The organism is Hankyongella ginsenosidimutans, assembly GCF_005144965.1.
Taxonomy (GTDB): Bacteria; Pseudomonadota; Alphaproteobacteria; order Sphingomonadales; family Sphingomonadaceae; genus Hankyongella; species Hankyongella ginsenosidimutans.
The window spans coordinates 565,729-585,147 of record NZ_CP039704.1 but is presented as its reverse complement, the minus strand read 5'-3'; the positions used below and the strand labels follow the sequence as shown (position 1 = coordinate 585,147).

At 64.3% G+C, this 19,419-nt stretch carries 11 protein-coding genes and 8 pseudogenes; 17 read left to right on the top strand and 2 right to left on the bottom strand.

Going from position 1 to position 19,419, the window contains the following annotated elements; translation table 11 throughout:
- Positions 1-24: 24 nt before the first annotated feature.
- The 8 genes and pseudogenes from E6W36_RS17635 (at position 25) to E6W36_RS22910 (ending at position 6,294) form a co-directional block, all read left to right on the top strand.
- A complete protein-coding gene (locus E6W36_RS17635) occupies positions 25-411 on the top strand; it encodes a hypothetical protein (protein WP_246048429.1) in 387 nt (128 codons plus the stop codon).
- Positions 306-650: a molybdopterin-dependent oxidoreductase gene (locus tag E6W36_RS17630; protein WP_246048419.1), complete on the top strand. Its 345-nt coding sequence runs from the start codon at positions 306-308 to the stop codon at positions 648-650. Before E6W36_RS17635 ends, E6W36_RS17630 begins: the two co-directional genes overlap by 106 nt.
- On the top strand, positions 638-988 hold the full coding sequence (msrP, locus tag E6W36_RS17625) for a protein-methionine-sulfoxide reductase catalytic subunit MsrP (RefSeq protein WP_246048087.1): 351 nt from the start codon (positions 638-640) through the stop codon (positions 986-988). Before E6W36_RS17630 ends, msrP begins: the two co-directional genes overlap by 13 nt.
- A gap of 9 nt (positions 989-997) precedes the next feature.
- A complete protein-coding gene (locus E6W36_RS17620) occupies positions 998-1,477 on the top strand; it encodes a ferric reductase-like transmembrane domain-containing protein (RefSeq protein WP_425459677.1) in 480 nt (159 codons plus the stop codon).
- A complete protein-coding gene (locus E6W36_RS22920) occupies positions 1,474-1,638 on the top strand; it encodes a hypothetical protein (RefSeq protein ID WP_222873745.1) in 165 nt (54 codons plus the stop codon). The genes E6W36_RS17620 and E6W36_RS22920 overlap by 4 nt, the downstream gene beginning before the upstream one ends.
- Before the next feature lie 437 nt (positions 1,639-2,075).
- A complete protein-coding gene (locus tag E6W36_RS03365) occupies positions 2,076-2,564 on the top strand; it encodes an efflux RND transporter periplasmic adaptor subunit (protein WP_222873744.1) in 489 nt (162 codons plus the stop codon).
- 121 nt (positions 2,565-2,685) lie between these two features.
- A complete protein-coding gene (locus tag E6W36_RS23935) occupies positions 2,686-3,213 on the top strand; it encodes an efflux RND transporter periplasmic adaptor subunit (RefSeq protein WP_484103604.1) in 528 nt (175 codons plus the stop codon).
- Between the two features lie 4 nt (positions 3,214-3,217).
- Positions 3,218-6,294 (top strand): annotated as a pseudogene (locus E6W36_RS22910) (efflux RND transporter permease subunit).
- Between the two features lie 3 nt (positions 6,295-6,297).
- On the opposite strand, the pseudogene E6W36_RS22905 reads toward E6W36_RS22910, so the two are convergent.
- Positions 6,298-7,760 (bottom strand): annotated as a pseudogene (locus tag E6W36_RS22905) (MFS transporter).
- On the opposite strand from E6W36_RS22905, the pseudogene E6W36_RS03340 reads away from it, so the two are divergent.
- Together E6W36_RS03340 and E6W36_RS03335 are read left to right on the top strand one after the other, a co-directional pair.
- Positions 7,657-8,582 (top strand): annotated as a pseudogene (locus E6W36_RS03340) (DUF6445 family protein). The pseudogenes E6W36_RS22905 and E6W36_RS03340 sit on opposite strands and share 104 nt — an antisense overlap.
- Positions 8,572-10,043 (top strand): annotated as a pseudogene (locus tag E6W36_RS03335) (tryptophan halogenase family protein). Before E6W36_RS03340 ends, E6W36_RS03335 begins: the two co-directional pseudogenes overlap by 11 nt.
- 239 nt (positions 10,044-10,282) lie before the next feature.
- Here E6W36_RS03335 and E6W36_RS03330 read toward each other — a convergent pair.
- Positions 10,283-11,306 (bottom strand): annotated as a pseudogene (locus tag E6W36_RS03330) (LacI family DNA-binding transcriptional regulator).
- 201 nt (positions 11,307-11,507) lie between these two features.
- On the opposite strand from E6W36_RS03330, the gene E6W36_RS17605 reads away from it, so the two are divergent.
- The 7 genes and pseudogenes from E6W36_RS17605 (at position 11,508) to E6W36_RS03300 (ending at position 19,393) form a co-directional block, all read left to right on the top strand.
- Entirely contained in the window at positions 11,508-11,720 is a 213-nt protein-coding gene (locus E6W36_RS17605; protein WP_246048076.1) for a hypothetical protein, read from the top strand.
- Positions 11,717-12,457 carry a TonB-dependent receptor plug domain-containing protein gene (locus E6W36_RS03325; RefSeq protein WP_246048074.1) on the top strand — a complete coding sequence of 247 codons (741 nt, stop codon included), beginning with the start codon at positions 11,717-11,719 and terminating at the stop codon, positions 12,455-12,457. Before E6W36_RS17605 ends, E6W36_RS03325 begins: the two co-directional genes overlap by 4 nt.
- Before the next feature lie 609 nt (positions 12,458-13,066).
- Positions 13,067-13,816, top strand: coding sequence for a TonB-dependent receptor domain-containing protein (locus E6W36_RS03320; RefSeq protein WP_222873741.1), 750 nt, complete (start codon positions 13,067-13,069; stop codon positions 13,814-13,816).
- 34 nt (positions 13,817-13,850) lie between these two features.
- Positions 13,851-14,417: a TonB-dependent receptor domain-containing protein gene (locus tag E6W36_RS03315; RefSeq protein WP_222873740.1), complete on the top strand. Its 567-nt coding sequence runs from the start codon at positions 13,851-13,853 to the stop codon at positions 14,415-14,417.
- 63 nt (positions 14,418-14,480) lie between these two features.
- Positions 14,481-15,985, top strand: a pseudogene (locus E6W36_RS03310) (tryptophan halogenase family protein).
- Positions 15,982-17,779 (top strand): annotated as a pseudogene (locus tag E6W36_RS03305) (alpha-amylase family glycosyl hydrolase). The pseudogenes E6W36_RS03310 and E6W36_RS03305 overlap by 4 nt, the downstream one beginning before the upstream one ends.
- Before the next feature lie 10 nt (positions 17,780-17,789).
- Positions 17,790-19,393 (top strand): annotated as a pseudogene (locus E6W36_RS03300) (alpha-amylase family glycosyl hydrolase).
- Positions 19,394-19,419 lie beyond the last annotated feature (26 nt).

Sequence of the window (19,419 nt, the reverse complement as noted above, 5' to 3'; positions counted from 1 at the left end):
CGAGCCGTGACTGGAGGGAAAAGCGTGCACTATCACAAGAACGACCATGGCAATCTGCCGGAGCGTGAGGCGACACCTGAAGCGCTCTACGCCAGCCGGCGCGAGTGGCTGGAGCGTGCAGGGCTGGCCGCAGTCGGCCTGATCGGCACCAGCTTCGTCGGTCAGGCGCTTGCGGGCTCCGCAGGCAAGAAGGTCGAGCGCGCACCGCTGAAGTTCGCCAAGGACGCCAACCCGCCGAAGGAAACGCTCACCCCGCTGGAGGCCGTTTCCAGCTACAACAACTTCTACGAATTCGGCTTCGGCAAATCGGATCCGGCGCAAAACGCCGGGGTCTGCGCACTGCACCATGGACCATCAAGGTCGGCGGCAAGGTCGCCAAGCCGAAGACCTTCGATGTCCAGAAACTCCTGAACGCCAGCTTGACCGAGCGTGTCTACCGGCTGCGCTGCGTCGAGGCCTGGTCGATGGTGATCCCCTGGGTGGGGTTCCCGCTTGCGGAAATCCTGCGCAGTGTCGAGCCGCTGGGCAGTGCGAAATATGTGGCGTTCCGGACGCTCCATGATCCCAAGCAAATGCCGGAGCAGCGGATACCCGGCTTCCCTGGCCGTACCAGGAAGGCTTGCGGCTGGATGAAGCCATGCATCCGCTGACGCTCATGGCGGTCGGGCTCTACGGCAAGGTGCTGCCGAACCAGAACGGCGCGCCGATCCGGCTGGTGGTGCCCTGGAAATACGGCTTCAAAAGCATCAAGTCGATCGTCGGCATCGACCTGGTGGAGACGCCGCCCCAGACAACGTGGAACCGGCTGCAGCCGGACGAATATGGCTTCTTCGCCAACGTCAACCCGGCGGTCGACCATCCGCGCTGGAGCCAGGCGTCCGAACGGCGCATCGGTGATTTCCAGCGCCGCGATACCCTGCCGTTCAACGGCTACGCCGCGCAGGTGGCGCAGCTGTACAGCGGCATGGACCTGCGAAAGTTCTACTGATGTCGCATCGTGCCTGGCGCGGCTTGGGCCTCGGCGTGCTGCTGGCGCTGCCGGCGCTGTGGGCCGGCTGGCAGTGGCAGGTGCTTCTGGGCAGTGGCTGGTCGAGCTGGCTGGGCGCCAATCCGGTCGAGGCCACCATCCACTGGTCCGGCCTGTGGGCCATGCGCATCCTCATCTTTACGCTGGCGCTGTCGCCGCTCGCCCCTGAAACCCTTGGCGTGGCTGCGCGGACACAGGCGGCTGTTCGGGCTTGCGGCCTTTGGCTACGCGACGGCGCATCTTCTGCTTTATGTCGGGCTCGATCAGGGGTGGGCGCTGCCGGCGATCCTGCGCGAACTTATCAAGCGCTGGTATCTGACCCTCGGGATCAGCGCCTGGCTTATCCTGGTGCCGCTGGCCGTCACGTCGACGCGCGGCTGGATGATCCGCCTCAAGAAACAGTGGCGCATTCTGCATTGGGGGTCTACCCGGCGGCCGCGCTGGCGGTGACGCACGAGGCGCTCGTCGGCAAGGTGCTGTCGACGGAGGCTGCGGTCTCCATATCCATTGTGGTGCTTTTGGCGGCTTTGCGCCTCTACGGCGCTGCCCGTCGCCGGCTGCCGGCGCTGAAGCCGCGCGCCATGCGCGATGCCCGTCCGGCAACGCGCTAGATCCTTCCCGTTTTGATTGAATCACTTTTGGTGAGGCAATCAAGAAGGGTCTACACAAAGAGTGGGAGCCTTTCTTATCGCTTTCGCTTGAGGCACTTAAACACAAGTGCCTCAAGCTCAGCCGGAAAGGCGCTAACAAAATCTAAATCCGTTTTATGGTGAAACCGGCGACCTTATGTGCTGGGCGCTTGGTCGCGGCTGCGTTGAACCGTTCGCAGAACAGGCTAAGCGGGCGCTCAGGGGACGCAACGTGGTCTTGTCGCGATATCGGGCGTGCGTTAGTGTCGTATTGTAATAACACACAGGCTCAATCAGAGGGACCACAGGGCCATGCTGCACAGCGCGTCACAGAATCGTCCGCATCTGCGTCCAGCGGAAGCCTTGCCGCAGGAGGAAGCGTATCTGTCGTCAAAGGTGGCGGCAAGCGCCGTAATCTGTTGATCGCCGGCGGTCTGGCCGCCATTCTTGCGGTCGGCGCGGGCGTGATGCTGTCAGGCAAGGACGAGAAGCCTGCGGCCGATCCGGTGGCGTCCGCGCAGAAGCACGAGCAGCCGTTGCCGCGGGTCTCCGTCGCCCGGGTTGGCCAGTCGAGCGTCACAACCGACATCCAGATCACCGGGACCATCGAGGCGCGCAACACGCTGCCGATCGGGGTAGAGGGTGAGGGCGGACGGATTACGGCAGTTTATGCCGATGTCGGCGACCGTGTGCAGGCTGGCCAGGTGTTGGCGCAAATCAGTGTCGACGTTATTGCCCAGCAGATTGCCCAGATGAACGCCAGCCTGGACGAAGCGCGGGCGAACGCCTCGATCGCCAAGGGGATGCCGATCGCGCGGTTTCGCTCAAGGATCGCGGCGCCCTGTCCCAGGCGGAGATCGATCGCCGTCTCGCCACCGCTAAGGCGACTGCGGCGCGCGCCAACGTGATGGAGGCACAACTGCGCGAAATGCGGGCGCGGCAGGCGCGCTTGTCCCTGCGCGCGCCGACGGCCGGCGTGGTGCTGGAGCGCAAGGCCGAAGTCGGTCAGATCGCCGGTGTTGGCAGCGGCTGGCTGTTCACGCTCGCCAAGGACGGCGCTGTCGAAATGCGCGGCCAAGTGGCGGAGCAGGATTTGCCGAGCCTGCGCATCGGGCAGGGGCGCGGGTTTCGATCACCGGATCGAACCGGGAGTTCGCAGGCAAGGTCTGGCAGCTTGGCGCCGTCATCAATCCTGAGACCCGGCTTGGCGCGGTCCGGATCAGCTTGTCACCGGACCCGCTGCTGCGGCCCGGCGCATTCGCGCAGGCGGCCATCCAGGCCGACTCCGTGCAGCGTCCGATCGTGCCGCTCTCGGCTGTGCAGGCGGATGGCGGCCAGTCCTATGTCTTTGTCGTCGGCCCGGAAAACAAGATCAAGCGTCAGGATATCGAGGTCGCGCGCGCGTCCTCGGATGGCGTCGTGGTCGACAAGGGCTTGAGCGGCGGCGAGACGATCGTGCTGACGGCAGGCGCGTTCCTGAACGCCGGCGAGAAGATCGATCCGGTTCTAAGCGGCGCGGAAAATGCCGCAACGCCGACTGCAGCGAAGAAAGGCTAAGGGCATGCGCAACATTTCTTCCTGGGCGATCAAGAACCCGGTTCCCCTGTCGTCCTGTTCGTGCTGCTGATGTTCCTCGGCGTCGTGTCGTTCGTCACGCTGCCGATCACCAACATGCCGGACATTTCCTTCCCCGGCGCTGAGATCAACATCAGCCAGCCCGGCGCATCGCCGACCGAGCTGGAGACCCAGGTGACGCAGGTGATCGAGGGCGCGGTCGCCGGTGTCGGCAACGTGCGCAAAATCCAGTCGGTCAGCCTCGAGGGGCAGTCGAGCGTCTTCATCGAGTTCCAGATCGGCACGCCGATCGACCGGGCGGTCAATGATCTGCGTGACGCCGTCACCAAGGTGCGCGCGGAACTGCCGGACGGTATCCAGGAGCCGCAGATCAACCGCATCGATGTCGAAGGCGGCGCCATCGTCTATTATTCGATCGGCACCACCGACATGTCCCAGACCCAGCTCAGCTGGTTCGTCGACAATACGGTCATCAAGCGGCTGCTGTCGATCAACGGCGTGGCGCGCGTCCAGCGCTCCGGTGGGGTCAAGCGGGAAATCCGCATCGATCTGGATCCTTCGCGCATGCAGGCACTTGGGATCACCGCAGCGGAAGTCAACCGGCAGTTGCGCGCGCTCAACCTCGACTCGCCGGGTGGGCGCACCGAAATCGCCGGTTCAGAGCAGGCGGTGCGCGTGCTGGGCGGTGCCAAGACCGCCGATCAGCTTGGCGCGACGCGCATCATCCTCGGCAGCGGGCAGGCTGCGCGCCTGTCCGAGATCGCGCAGGTCTACGATGGCTTCGAAGAGCAGCGCAGCCAGTCGCTGCTGAATGGCCGCCAGGTCACCTCGATCGGTGTATTCAAGGCGCGCGGCGCATCGGATGTGTCGGTCAAGCAGGCTGTCGACGCCGAACTGGCGAAAATCACCGCCGAGAACAAGAACATCAAGCTGGATCAGGTTTTCTCCTCCGTTCCCTACACCCTGGACAATTATCACGACGCGATCAGCGCCATGATCGAGGGATCGATCCTTGCGGTATTCGTTGTGTGGCTGTTCCTGCGCGACTGGCGGGCGACCGCCATCTCGGCGCTGGCGATCCCGCTCTCGGCCATTCCGGCGTTCTGGCTGATGGACCTCATGGGCTTCACCATGAACTTCATCAGTCTGCTGGCGCTGGCGCTGGTGGCGGGCATTCTCGTCGATGATGCGATCGTGGAGATCGAGAACATCGTCCGGCACATGAACATGGGCAAGACCGCTTACCAGGCATCGCTTGAAGCGGCGGACGAAATCGGGCTCGCGGTGGTCGCCACCACCTTCGCGATCATCGCCGTGTTCCTGCCGGTCAGCTTCATGGGCGGCATTTCGGGGCAGTATTTCAAGCAGTTCGGCTTGACCGTCGCGGCGGCGGTATTCGTCTCGCTCCTTGTCGCGCGGCTGATAACGCCCTTGATCGCGGCTTATTTCCTCAAGCCCGGGGGTGAAGGCGCACGCCAGCGGCCCGATGATGGAACGTTACCTCAAGATCCTGCGCTGGTCGATCAACAAGCGCAGCCACGCCTGGCTGACCATTGGCGGCGGCTTCCTGTTCTTCGTGCTCGGGATTGGCCTGATGGTGATGATCCCGAAGGGTTTCCTGCCGCCGCTCGACAATTCGACCTCGACTCTGAAGATCGAGCTGACGCCCGGCGCGCGGCTGGAGGATACGGCGCGTGCCTCGGCTCAGGCCAGCGCGATCCTGCGCACCCGCCCCGAAGTCATCAACGTGTTCGAGGACGTCGGCGACGATGGCGAGACCCGGCGCGCCTCGCTGTACATCCGGCTGGTGAAGCCGGGCGCACGCACGATGTCGACCAAGGACTTCGAGCAGATGATGGCACCCAAATTCGAGGCGATCCCGGATGCGCGCATCAACTTCCAGAGCCAGAACGGCGGCTTCGGGCGCGACATCACGCTGATCCTCGCCGGCGACGACCCTTGGTGCTCGACGCGACGGCGCGCAAGGTCATCGAGGAGCTGAAGGGCGTCAAGGGTCTGCGCGACCCGCGGATCAACGGCGACCTGCGTCGGCCGGAAATCATCATTCGCCCGAACTTCGATCTGGCGGCGAGCCTTGGCGTCTCGACGGCGGCGCTCGGCCAGACGATCCGTATCGCGACGATCGGCGACATCCCGCAGAATCTGGCGAAATTCTCGCTGTCGGACCGCCAGGTGCCGATCCGGGTCAGCCTGATCAATGCGGCGCGCAACGACCTGACCACGATCGAGAACCTGCCGGTACCGACGACCGCCGGCTCCAGCGTGCCGCTGAAATCGGTCGCCAGCATCGCGTTCGGGCAGGGGCCGTCCAAAATCCGCCGCTACAACCAGACCCGCCGTCTGGTGCTGGATGCCGACCTCTCAGGCATTCCGAGCGGCGAGGCCTGGACCCAGATCAACGCGCTGCCGACCCTGAAGAACCTGCCGGCCGGCGTGCGCCGTGTCACCGGCGGCGACGAGGAATTCCAGGCGGAGTTGATCCAGAACTTCCTGGTCGCGCTGTTTACCGGCACGCTGATGGTGTTCTCCGTCATCATGCTGCTGTATCGCCGGGTGTTCCAGCCGCTCACCAACATGGGTTCGCTGTTGCTGGCGCCGGGCGGGGCGATGATCGCCCTGCTCATCACCGGCTACGAGATCACCATGCCGGTGTTCATCGGGGTGCTGATGCTGTTCGGCATCGTCGCCAAGAACTCGATCCTGCTGATCGACTTCGCCATCGAGGAAATGCGGTTGGGTGCGACACGGGACGATGCCATCGTCGAGGCCGGCCACAAGCGGGCGCAGCCGATCGTCATGACCACGGTCGCCATGGTGGCGGGCATGATCCCGATCGCGATCGGCCTCGGCTCGGATACCTCGTTCCGTGCGCCGATGGCGATCTCGGTGATCGGCGGGCTCATCACCTCGACCGTGCTTACCCTGCTCATCATCCCGGCGGCGTTCACCATCGTCGACGATATCGAGCAGTGGGTCGGCCGGCGAGCGCGAAAGCTGGTCACCACCGGTCACCCGCAGCCCCACTCCGCACCGGCGGAGTAGGCGTCAGCGGGTGTTGGCGACCCGCAGGGTGGCGAGCGCGGCCAGGCCCATCACCAGCGCCGCCACCAGCATGGTCCACAGCGCGTCGCCAGCGAACAGCGTGCGGATCAGCGCCCCCATGAGGGTCGCGACCAGAAGCTGCGGGATGACGATGAAGAAGTTGAACACGCCCATGTAGACGCCGAGCTTGCGGGCCGGCAGCGTGCCCGCAAGGATCACATAGGGCAGGGTCAGGATCGCGGCCCAGGCCAGCCCGATCCCCACCATCGGCAGCAGCAGCAGGGTCTGGTCGCGGATCAGCAGCAGCGAAGCATAGCTGAGCGCGCCGACCAGGAGGCACAGCCGATGCGCACGCGCCGCGCCCAGGCGCTTGACCAGCATCGGCAAGGCAAACGCCGCCAGCGCAGCCACGCCATTGTACACCGAGAACATCACCCCGACCCAGTTGGCACCCGCATTATAGGCGGCGGATGCCGTGTCGACAGTGCCGAACGCGTAGCGGGTGACGACTGGCGTCGTGTAAATCCACATGATGAACAGCGCGAGCCAGGAGAAGAACTGGACCACCGCCAGCCGGCGCATCTCCTGCGGCATCTGCGCCAGATCGCTCAGGATGTGCGTGAGCGCGGACGGTTTCCCACCAGCGCCGACCAGCAGCCGGTTAAGCATCTGCGCCAGACCGAACAGCAGCAGCCCGCCGCCCATAACGTAGAGGTTCTTGTCGAGGCCGAGGCTTGCGACCGCCGCCAGCAGGGCGGCTCCGGCCAGCGCCCACAGGGGCCTCGCGTGGGCGCCACGATCACGTCATGCGTGTCGTCGGCAGCCTCGCCGCTGAACGCGCGCATCTGCTCCGGCGAATATTCCCGGGTGGTCACAACCGTCCACATCACCGCGAGAAAATGGCTGCGGCCCCTGCGTAGAACGCGGCCTGCACGGACGGCGGAATTTCTCCGGCGGGCGCAGTATTTTCAATGCCGAGCGCGGTGAACAAGGTCGGCGCAAGCGAGCCCAGCACCGCGCCGACGCCGATGAAGCCGGTCTGCACCGCATAGCCGGCGGAGCGCTCCTCCGCGCTCACCATATCGCCGACGAAGGCGCGGAACGGCTCCATGGCAACATTGAGGGACGCATCGAGCATCCACAGCAGCATGGCGGCAAACAAAAGCAGGTGCGCATGCGGCATGCCGATCAGTGCGAGTGCTGCCAGGATCGCGCCGCTCAGGAAATATGGTCGCCGCCGGCCAAGCGGCCCCAGGTGCGGTCGCTGAAGTGGCCGATGATCGGCTGCACCAGCAGGCCGTCGCCGGCCCCGCGATCCACAGGATCGCCAGATCGTCCACAGAACTGCCCAGCGATTGGAAAATGCGGCTGATGTTGGCGTTTTGCAGCCCGAACGCGACCTGGATGCCCAGAAACCCGAACGAGATATTGAACAGGCCCCAGAAGCCCTGTTTCGGCTTGATCAACGCATCCTCCCATGTTTTGCCGTTGAGTGGCACAGCCGCGTGCGCCCCGCAAACCGGGTGCGACCGGCGCGCCGCCGATGCATACGAATACACAGGTGTCGCATGCCCCGCGCGCGCTAACCAGTACCTGCGGGAGCAAGCAAATCATGCGCACCAGCGTGTACAGCCTTGGGGTGAAGGCCAGCCTTTGCTGGTGATCGACGACTTCTGGCCGGAGCCGGACGCGCTGATCGCTGACGCGTGTGGCCGTCCCTTCGCGCCGATCGGCCCCTATTATCCTGGCGTGCGCGCCGTCGTCCCAGCGCCTTTTGTGCAGACCATGCTGCGCACACTCGACCCGCTTCTGACGCAGCATTTCGCGCATGACCCTGCGCGCGCAACCGCTGAGTGCTTCTATTCCCTGGTCACGACGCCGCCGGCCTCGCTGCAGCCGATCCAGCGGCTGCCGCACTTCGACGGACTGGAGGCCGCGCGCCTGGCCGTGCTGCTCTACCTGGCGGACGACGACCAGGGCGGCACCGCCTTCTATCGCCATCGCGCGACCGGCTTCGAGACCATCGATGCTGCGCGGCTGAGCACTTACGACGCGCAACTGCGTGCCGAGGTCGCCCGCCATGGCCTGCCGCCCGCCGCCTACATCGGGGCGATACGCCGCTGTTCGAGCGGATCCATCTGCAACCGGCGGCGCGCAACCGGCTGCTCGTGTATCGCGGGCATTGCCTGCACTGCGCGCATGTCCCGCCCGCGGCGCGCCTGAGCGCGGACCCGAGTAGCGGACGTCTGACCATCAACCTGTTTCTGGGAGTGGCCCATGGCGGATAACCCGCGCCTGCTGACACGCATCTGCATTGCCGGCGGCGGCTCCGCGGGCTGGATGACCGCCGCCGCCTTGTCTGCGGCACTGGGGCACCGGTGTCGCATCGAGCTGGTGGAATCCGAGGAGATCGGCATCGTCGGCGTCGGTGAGGCGACGATCCCGCCGATCAAGCTGTTCAACCAGCAGATCGGCGTCGACGAGGCGGCCTTCCTGCGCGCGACCCACGGGACGATCAAGCTTGCGATCGCGTTCGTCGGCTGGGGCGATACGCACAGTCGCTACCCGCATCCCTTCGGTGCCTATGGTGCGGCGTTCGATCGCGCACCAGTCTTCCAGCATTGGCTGGCCGCCCATCTGGCCGGCGCGCCCGAGCCGCTGGAGGACTACAGCTTTGCCTGGGCGCTGGCGCGTGCCGGGCGCTTTCGCCGCTGGCAGAGGACCCGCGCCGCATCCAGTCCACCCATGACTACGCCTATCACTTCGATGCCATGCTCTATGGACGGTTTCTGCGCAGCGTCTGCGAACCACGCGGCGTCGTGCGCACCGAGGGCCGGATCGAAGTGGTGGAACGCAACGGCGAGAGCGGTGACGTTACAGCGTTGATCCTTGCCGACGGCCGGCGGGTGGAGGCCGACTTCTTTGTCGATTGCACCGGCTTTCGCGGCCTGTTGATCGAGGAGGCGCTGGGCACCGGCTACGAGGACTGGCGGTACCTGCTCCCCTGCGATCGTGCCGTGGCGCTGCCGACGGTGCGCACGGAACCGCCATCGCCGTACACGCGGGCCACGGCGCATGCTGCCGGCTGGCAGTGGCGCATCCCGTTGCAGCACCGCACCGGCAACGGGCTGGTCTATGCCAGCGACCACCTGTCCGACGATGCTGCGGCGGCGGCGCTGCTTGCCGCCGTCGAGGGGCAGCCGCTTGCCGAGCCGCGCTTCCTGCGCTTCACCACCGGACGCAGGCGGCAGGCCTGGAACCGGAATGTCGTGGCGATCGGTCTGGCGGCCGGCTTCCTGGAGCCGCTTGAGTCGACGAGCCTGCACCTGATCCAGACCGGGGTCACACGGCTGCTGGCGCTGCTGCCGGAACGCGGGCCGGACCCGCTGGCGCAGGCGGAATACAACCGCATCACGGCAGAGGAATATGAGCGCATCCGCGATTTTCTGGTGTTGCATTACCATGCGAACCGCCGACCGGAGCCATTCTGGCAGGCGCGCGCACAGACACCGCCGCCAGAGCGCCTGCAATGGAAGCTGGATCACTTCAGGCAGTTCGGCCGCGTGGTGTCGGAAGGGCCGGAGCTGTTCGCGAACACCGCCTGGACGGCCGTGATGATCGGCCAGGGGTCCTGCCGCAGTCGCCGGAGCCGCTGGTGCGCCTGCGCGGCGACGAGGACGCGCGGCGCATCCTGCCCAGCCTGCGGCGCACCATTGCGGACACCGTCGCGCAATGTCCGGAGCATCTGACCTGGCTGGAGCATATTGGCGCGATATCGGCGCGCGCATAGAGCATGACGACGTTTGCTCGACCCATTTTCCCCGCCCTCACGAGGGACCGCCCGTCAGGGTGGTGGAGGGGCGGCGGATACCTGGCATTTTACCCCACCGTCCGTCTTTCAGACGGACACCTCCCCAAAGGGGAGGATTTTTCTTCCGCGCACAGGCCTCTTTTGAGCCTGTCCTGTTTGGCTTGAAGCGCCGCAGTCTCAGCGGCTCGCGCCGCAGGACTTGCGCACGACGAGCCGGGCCGGCAGCACCATATTCTCGGCCTGCCCGGTCTGGATCAGGCGCAGCAGGGTCTCGACCAGCACGCGCCCTGCAGAAATGTAATCCTGCTGGATGGTGGTCAGCGGCGGATGGGTCAGGTTGGCGGCCGGGATATCGTCGAAGCCGACGAGCGCGACATCGTTCGGCACACGCAGTCCCTGCTCCTCCAGCGCGCGTATGGCCGATGGCGATCAGGTCACTGGCGGCGAAAATGGCATCGAACGGCACGCCGCGCTGCAGGAGGCTCCGCGCCGCATCATAGCCGGACTGCTCGATGGTGATCGCATCCACCTGCAACAGGGGTCGGGCTGTACGCCCGCTTTCTCCATTGCCGCGCACGCGCCGCGATAGCGGTCGTGCAGTTCCGGGCAGTGGCTGCTGATGTCGCCAAGGAAGGCGATGCGGCGGCGGCCATGGTCCAGCAGGTGGGTCGCAGCGGCCGCGCCGCCCTGAAAATTGTCGCAGCCGAGCGTCGCACCGAGCCTGTTGTCCTGCGCATAGCCCCAGCGCACGAAACGGGTGTGCTGCTCGGCCAACTGCTCAAGGCGCGAGCGGTGTTGTTCAAAATCGCCGTATCCGAGCAGGATGATGCCATCCGCCTTGTGGCTTTCCTCGAAATCGACATGCCAGTTGCTGGAAAGCTGCTGGAACGAAATCAGCAGGTCGTAGCCATGCTGCGCACAGGTCCGGGTGATCGAGCCGACCATGGACAGGAAGAACGGGTTGATGAGCGTGCCGTCGGGCGTCGGGTCCTCGAAAACAGCAGGGCCAGCGTGTTGGTTTCACGACGCCGCAGGCTGGAGGCGCTTTGTCGACCTTGTAATTCAGTTGTTGTGCAATGGCTTCGATGCGTTTGCGTGTCTGTTCAGACACAGAGGGGCTGCCGCGCAACGCTCGGGAGACAGTCGGTTGAGAGACGCCCGCCAACTGCGCAATGTCAAAGGATGTGGGCTTCGTCGCCATCACGATCGCTCCCCGGTTCCAGGCCATTGGGCGGCCTGTGTTGTTGCGGCAACACCGAACTATGGCCGCTTTGAATACGTATGTGCATAACTGTCGCGCAGGCAAGGGGCGTTTTAGCGTACGGCATCACAAAAGCGCCCATGCGGGCGCGCGCTTGACGTGCAACAAGATGCGCCGAAGCGGCTTTGGGGAGAATATGCAATGAATAACAGCAAGATGTTCCTGCGTGCGCGCTTGGCTGCCGGCGCCAGCTCCGTGGCGGTTGGCCTTGCGGCCATGTTGTCCGCAGGTGTCGCCTGTGCGCAGGACGCAGCGTCCGCCGAAGGCAAGGTGGAGGAGCTGGACGCCATCGTCGTCACCGGCTTCCGGGCCTCGCTGCAAAGCGCGATTTCGCAAAGCGCGACGCCGCGGTGATCGCCGAGGCGTTCTCCGCGGAAGACATCGGCAAGCTGCCGGACACCTCGATCGCGGAAACTCTGGCCCGCCTGCCGGGTCTTGCCACCCAGCGCCTCGACGGTCGCAGCCAGGTCGTCTCGATCCGCGGTCTTGGCCCGGACTTCTCCAACACCCTGCTGAATGGCCGCGAGCAGGTCTCCTCCAGCGACAACCGCAACATCGAGTTCGACCAGTACCCCTCGGAACTGATCAACTCCGGCCTCGTCTACAAGACGCCGTTCGCTGGCCTGATCGGCCAGGGCCTGGCCGGCACGGTCGATCTGCGCACCATCCGGCCGCTTGACAAGAACGACCGCGTGATCTCGGTCGCGGCGCGCTATGAATTCAACGGCAAGGACTCGCTGAACCCGGACCTTTCCAACAAGGGTTTCCGGGCGACCGCGACCTATGTCGACCAGTTCCTGGACAACACCCTCGGCGTCTCGATCGGCGTCGCCTATCAGTCTTCGCCGCAGCAGGTCGAAGAGTTCTCGCCCTGGGGGTATCCGAGCTTCGATGTTGACAGTGCCGGCAGAATTACAAATGGGGCGTTTGGGAATGCGACCTACGGCATCCCCAACGATAATGGCACTCCAACAAATCCTAACGATGATTTTTCACAATTCGTCCGGAATATGCGCGTTTCGCCGGCACAAATGTCATTGGCGGCACGAAGCCTTTCGTTCGCACGGTTGATTTGGACCGTTTTGGTGTAACCGGTACTTTGGAATACAAGCCATTTGAGGGCTTCAGTTCGACACTGGACGTTTATTATTCCAAATTTACCGAGAACCAGCGCCTGCGCGGTATTGAAATTCCCCTGCAGTGGGGTGGGGGCCTACATACGGCGCCGACTCTGTCATCGAAGATGGCTTCGTGACGGGGGTACTTTCAGCAATATTTTGGCGTCGTTCGCAACGACGCCAATGGCCGCGATACGGACACCTATGCCGCCGGCTGGCGCAACGTTTACGAGACGGATGGCTGGAAATTCGATCTCGACCTCAACTACTCGCGTTCGGATCGTCAGCAGCGCAACCTCGAGTCCTATAGCGGTACGGGCTATGCCCGGTCCGGGACGCCGGATGCGATCGGGTTCCAGGTCGGCTCGGGAGGTCTGTACAATCTCACCTCCCAATTAGACTATACCGATACCAATCTGATCGTGCTGACCGACCCTCAGGGCTGGGGTGCTGGTGCCGATGTTGTGCAGGCTGGCTTCATCAACGCCCCGAATACTGAAGACTCCCTCAAGCAAGCGCGTTTCGAAGTTACGAAGGATATCGGCTGGAATTTTGTAAAATCTGCAGTTCTTGGATTCAACCTTGCAGATCGCAAAAGAGCGCCGTTTCCAGCAATCGTTCCTGACCCTGCCGGGAAGTGGTGCGAGTCTTTCTGGTGGTGCCGTGCGTGAACTGCCCATTCCAGACGAGGCGTTGCTGGGAGATGCTACAGGTCTAAATTTCCTCGGTCTTGGCGATCAGGTGACCTACGACCCATTTTATTTGATTGATAATGGATTTTTGATTCCGGTAGATGCGCGGCTGTCGTCTCTGACATTCCCGCAAGATTGGGCGGTTGATGAAGATGTCTATACCTTCTGGGCGCGCTCGGATTTTGACGGCCACATTGGGGATACACCTTTCACAGGTAATCTGGGTGTTCAGGTCGTCTACACGGATCAGTCTTCGGATGGCTTTACGCTTAATCTCACCAGGTCAAACCTCAATCCTGAGTACATCCCGACCTCTGGTGGCGCAAAATACACTTACGCACTTCCTTCGTTTAACCTGAACTTCAAGGTGACGCCCAGCACGCAAGTTCGCATCGGATATGCGCGAACACTGGCGCGTGCCCGTTTGGATCAATTGAACGCAAGTTTTGCGCCAAGCATAAATGTTGGTAATCTTGGCAGTACGAACCCGAGCAACTCTGCACTCAGCGCAACCGGTGGCAATCCGGAGCTTAGGCCTTACATCGCTGATGGCGTTGACCTTTCGGTCGAACATTATTTTGCCGGCAACCGCGGCTACGTATCGGGCCTTCTTCTACAAGAAACTGCGCGGTTACGTTAATCCGAGTGAGGGTATCCTGACGGATTTCTCCTTCTTGTTGCCGCAGTTGTCGCCTGATCAGCTAGCCCAGCTCGGAACGACATTTGGGACAACGAATCGCCCGACCAACAACGGCGAGGGTAAGCTCTACGGCTTCGAGGGCACGGTCTCGCTGCCGTTCGAAATCCTGCATCCGTGGCTTGAGGGGCTGGGCTTCACCTCCAGCGCGTCATACACCTTCAGCTCGGTGCGGCTGGGCGACAATCCGGAGCCGATCACCGTGCCGGGCCTCTCCGACTGGGTGGTGAACTCGACGCTGTACTTCGAGCGCTGGGGCTTCGAGTCCCGGCTCAGCCACCGCTACCGCTCGGCGTTCCTGGCCGAAGTTAGCGGCATCTCCACCACGCGTGTGCTGCGCACGGCGCTTGAGGAATCGATCTTCGACGCCCAGGTTGGCTACCGTTTCAAGGAAGGCGCGCTGGAAGGCCTCAACCTGACCTTCCAGGGTCTGAACCTGACCGATCGTCCGTTCATCAACTTCGAGAACGAAGATGAGCGCCGCGTTCGCCAGGTTGAATATTATGGCCGCACGTTCCTGGCGGGCATCAGCTACAGCTTCTAAAGTCCCTCCGAGACCGCCGTCACCGTCCCCGGTGGCGGCGGTCGCTCGATCAAGGAGAGCCCCATGCAGCAGCCGCGTCGGATTGTCATCGTCGGGGGCGGTACAGCCGGCTGGATGGCGGCGGCCGCGTTCGGCCGGTTTCTGACGCCGCACTATGAAGTGACCCTCGTCGAGTCCGATGCCATCGGCACGGTCGGCGTGGGCGAGGCGACCATCCCGCAGATTCAGTTGTTCAACAACGCGCTCGGGATCAACGAGCCGGATTTCATCAAGGCGACCGCGGGCAGCTTCAAGCTTGGCATCGTGTTCGATGGCTGGTGGCGACCCGGCCACCGCTACATCCATGCCTTCGGCACGGTCGGGCGTGGCCAGGGGCTGATCGGCTTTCATCATTACTGGCTGCGGTATCGCCAAAACGGCGGCGCACACGACTTCTGGCGGTACTCGGCCAATGCGCAGGCGGCTTTCGCCAATCGTTTCGGCCTCGGCGTGCCGGATGCCGGCGTGGCGATCCCCTATGCCTTCCACTTTGACGCCAGCCTCTATGCGGCTTATCTGCGCCGCTATGCCGAGGCGCGCGGCGTGCAGCGCATCGAGGGCCGGATCGACGCGGTCTCGCGCCATGGCGAGACCGGCGATATCCTCAACCTGTCGCTTGAGGGCGGCCGCACGGTCGCGGGCGATCTGTTCGTTGACTGCTCAGGTTTCCGCAGCCTGCTGCTGGGCGAGGCGCTCGGCGTCGGGTTCGACGACTGGTCGAACTGGCTGCCTTGCGACCGCGCGCTCGCCGTCCCGTGCGCATCGGCAGAGCCGTTCACCCCTACACCAAGGCGAGCGTTCGCCCGGCCGGCTGGCAGTGGCGCATTCCGTTGCAGCACCGCACCGGCAACGGCTATGTCTATTGCAGCGCGCTGGTATCCGATGACGAAGCGGCGCACACCCTGCTCGCCAATCTCGATGGCGCGCCGCTCGCCGAGCCGCGGCCGCTGCGGTTTACGGCAGGCAAGCGCCGCGAAGTGTGGCGCGGCAACTGTGTGGCGCTCGGGCTGGCGGGCGGCTTCCTGGAGCCGCTGGAGTCGACCAGCATCCATCTGATCCAGACCGGCATCGCCCGGCTGCTGCAATATCTGCCTGGAGCGGGTTTCGGGCAGGCCGATATCGCCAGCTTCAACGCCCAGACGGATTTCGAATATACGGCGATCCGGGATTTCCTGATCCTGCACTACGCTGCCACCGAGCGGGACGACACCGAGTTCTGGCGCGCGCGGCGGGCGATGGCGATCCCGGACAGTCTGCGCGCCCGCATCGATCTGTTCGCGGCCGATGGCCGGTTCGTGCGCAATGGCGAGGAACTGTTCGCCGAGCCGGGTTGGCTGCAGGTGATGCTTGGACAGGGTATCCTCCCGCGCGGCTACCACCCGCTCGCCGACAGCCTGTCGCTGCTGCAGCTCGACGAACTGATGGGGCAAGCGCAGCGCCAGACCGATGCCGCGCTCGCCCGCTTCATGGATCATGGCGCCTTCATCCAACGGCACTGCGCCATGCCGAACACGGAGAGCGCTGCATGAAACACCTGCTCAGTCTTGCCCTGCTGCTGGCCGGGGTCGTTACGCCGGTTGCCGCGCAATCCTATCGCGACCGTCTGCCGGAAGACGAGGTGATGTACTTCCTGCTGCCGGATCGGTTCGAGAATGGCGATCCCGCAAACGACACCGGCGGGCTGACCGGGGACCGGCTGAAGACCGGCTTCGACCCGGCGCACAAGGGGTTCTTCCACGGCGGCGACCTCAAAGGTCTGATCAAGCGCCTCGACTATATCCAGGGCATGAGCGTCACCGCCATCTGGCTGGGGCCGATCTTCAAGAACAAGCCGGTGCAGGGCCCGCAAGGCCAGGAGTCGGCGGGGTATCACGGCTACTGGATTACCGACTTCACGCAGGTCGACCCGCATTTCGGCACCAATGCCGATATGAAAGCCTTCGTCGATGCCGCGCATGCGCGCGGCATCAAGGTCTATGGATATCATCGTCAACCACACGGCAGACGTGATCCAGTACAAGGAATGCCAGACCGGCCCGTGCGGGTATCGCAGCCGGGCGGACTATCCCTATTCCCGCCGCACCAGCGATGGCGCCGCCATCAACCCGGGGTTCGCCGGCGAGCAGACGATGACGGCGGCGAATTTCGCCAGGCTGACCGACTTCAATTACGCCTACACGCCCTACGTGCCCGAGGCGGAAAAGACCGTGAAGGTCCCGGCCTGGCTGAACGACATCCGCTACTACCACAATCGGGGGACTCGACGTTTCGCGGCGAAAGCTCGACCATGGGCGACTTCGTCGGCCTCGACGATCTGATGACCGAGGATCCGCGCGTCGTCGCCGGGTTCATCGATATCTTCGGCGGCTGGATCGACCGCTTCGGCGTCGATGGTTTCCGCATCGACACCGCCCGCCATGTCAACCCGCAGTTCTGGCAGGCGTTCACCCCGGCCATGCTGGCGCGCGCCAAGGCCAAGGGCATCCCGAATTTCCATATTTTCGGTGAAGTCGCGACCGGCGACATGGATGTTGCACTGCTCGCCCAGCACACGCGCGTCGACAAACTGCCCGCCGTGCTGGACTTTGCCTTCCGCCGCGCTGCCCTGGATACCGTGGCCGGCGTGCAGCCGACGGAAACCTGGGGACCCTGTTTGCGCGCGATGCGCTCTACGAGGGCGGCGAAACGGCGGCCCGGCGCTTGCCGACCTTCGTCAGCAACCACGACGCCGGGCGGTTCGCATTCTTTGCCCGTCAGGCCAATCCGCGCCTCGACGATGCAACCCTGCTGAAGATGCTGCGTCTGGCGCACGCCATGATGTTCACCATGCGCGGCGTGCCGGTCGTCTATGCCGGCGACGAACAGGGCTTCACCGGCGACGGCGGCGACCAGGACGCACGCGAGGACCAGTTCCCGTCCAAGGTTGCCAGCTACAACGACAATGTGCTGGTTGGCACGACGGCCACCACGGCGCAGGAAAACTTTGATAGCACACACCCGCTGTATCGAGAGATCGCGCAGCTCTCGAACGTGCGCAGGGCCTACAGCGCCCTGCGCCGCGGTCGCCAGATCATCCGCAACACGGCGGATCAGCCCGGCCTGCTGGCGATTTCCCGGATCGACCCGGAAACGGCGCAGGAAGTCGTGATTGCATTTAATACGTCTTCGCAGTCGCTGGAGGCTTCTGTAGAAGTTGGGACCGCTATCACCGCTTTAACGCAGGTTATGAAGCCTGCCCGGCGGTGGTGTCGACGCCGGGTCAATTGAAGGTCAGCCTGGCGCCGCTTGATTTCATGATTTGCGCGTCTGGAGAGGCCCGTTGACAATCGCAGTATCGACCCGCCCGCAGCCTGCCCTGGCCACCCCTGGTGGCGCGGCGCGACGATTTACCAGATTTATCCGCGCAGCTTCGCGGACAGCAACGGCGACGGCATCGGCGATCTGGCCGGCATAACGGCTCATCTGCCCTATGTTGCCTCGCTCGGCGTCGACGCCATCTGGCTGTCGCCGTTTTTCACGTCGCCGATGAAGGATTTCGGCTATGACGTCGCCGATTACCGCGACGTCGATCCGATCTTCGGCACCCTGGCCGACTTCGATGCCCTGGTCGCCGAGGCGCACAAGCTCGATCTCAAGGTCCTGATCGACCAAGTCTACTCCCACACCTCGGACGAGCACGCGTGGTTCATGCAAAGCCGCGCCAGCCGGGACAACACCTACGCTGACTGGTACGTCTGGGCCGACGCCAGGCCGGATGGTTCGCCTCCCAACAACTGGCAGTCGGTATTCGGCGGCCCGGCCTGGACCTGGGATGCCCGGCGTGGCCAGTATTACATGCACAATTTCCTGCGCGAGCAGCCGCAGCTCAATGTCCACAACCCTGTGGTCCAGCAGGCGCTGCTCGATATCGCGGCGTTCTGGCTCGACCGAGGGGTCGATGGGTTCCGTCTCGACGCCCTGAATTTTTCGATGCATGACCGCAGCCTGCGCGACAATCCGCCGGCGCCGCCCGGCCCGCGCACCCGGCCCTTCGATTTCCAGCTTCATGTCCACAACCAGTCGCAGCCGGAAATTCCCGCGTTCATTGCGCGTCTGCGCGCCCTTACGGACCAGTATCAGGGCCGGCATACGCTGGCCGAGGTGGGCGGCGCGGACGCCGAGCGCGAGATGAAGCTGTTCACGGCGGGCGATACGCATCTGAACAGCGCCTATGGCTTCAACTTCCTCTATGCGAAGACCCTCACTCCAGCGCTGGTGCGCGACGCCGTCGACGCCTGGCCGGACGAAGAAGGGACAGGCTGGCCATCCTGGGCCTTTTCCAACCATGACGCGCCGCGTGCCATCAGCCGCTGGGCGGCCCGGAGCATCAGGCGGCGCTCGCCCGCATGGCCATGCTGCTGTTCGTCTGCCTGCGCGGCAACGTGATCGTCTGGCAGGGCGAGGAGCTGGGGTTGACCCAGGTCGATATCCCGTATGACCGGCTGCAGGACCCGGAGGCCATCGCCAACTGGCCGTTGACGCTCAGCCGGGACGGTGCCCGCACTCCGATGCCCTGGCAGGCCGACGCGCCGCACGCCGGATTTTCCCGCAGCGAGCCATGGCTGCCGCTGGGCCGCGACCATGCCGCGCTTGCAATCGACCGGCAGGAGGCGGATCCGGGGTCGATGCTGCATTTCACGCGCCGAATGATTGCGCTGCGGCAGTCGCAGCCGGCGCTGCGCACCGGTGCGATGCGTGTACTTGCGGCGACGGACGCCCTGCTGGTGTTCTCGCGCGAGGCCGAGGACAGCACGCTGCTGTGCGCGTTCAATTTCACGCCGCAGCCGATCGCCTGGCAGCCGGATACGCCGGCGGCATGGCGGGAGATCGCGCGGCACGGCGCGCTGTCACCGGGCATCCTGCCCGGTTTCGGCGGGGTCGTTCTGGAAAAACTGTGAACTTAGGGTCAGGCCTCATTCTTAAT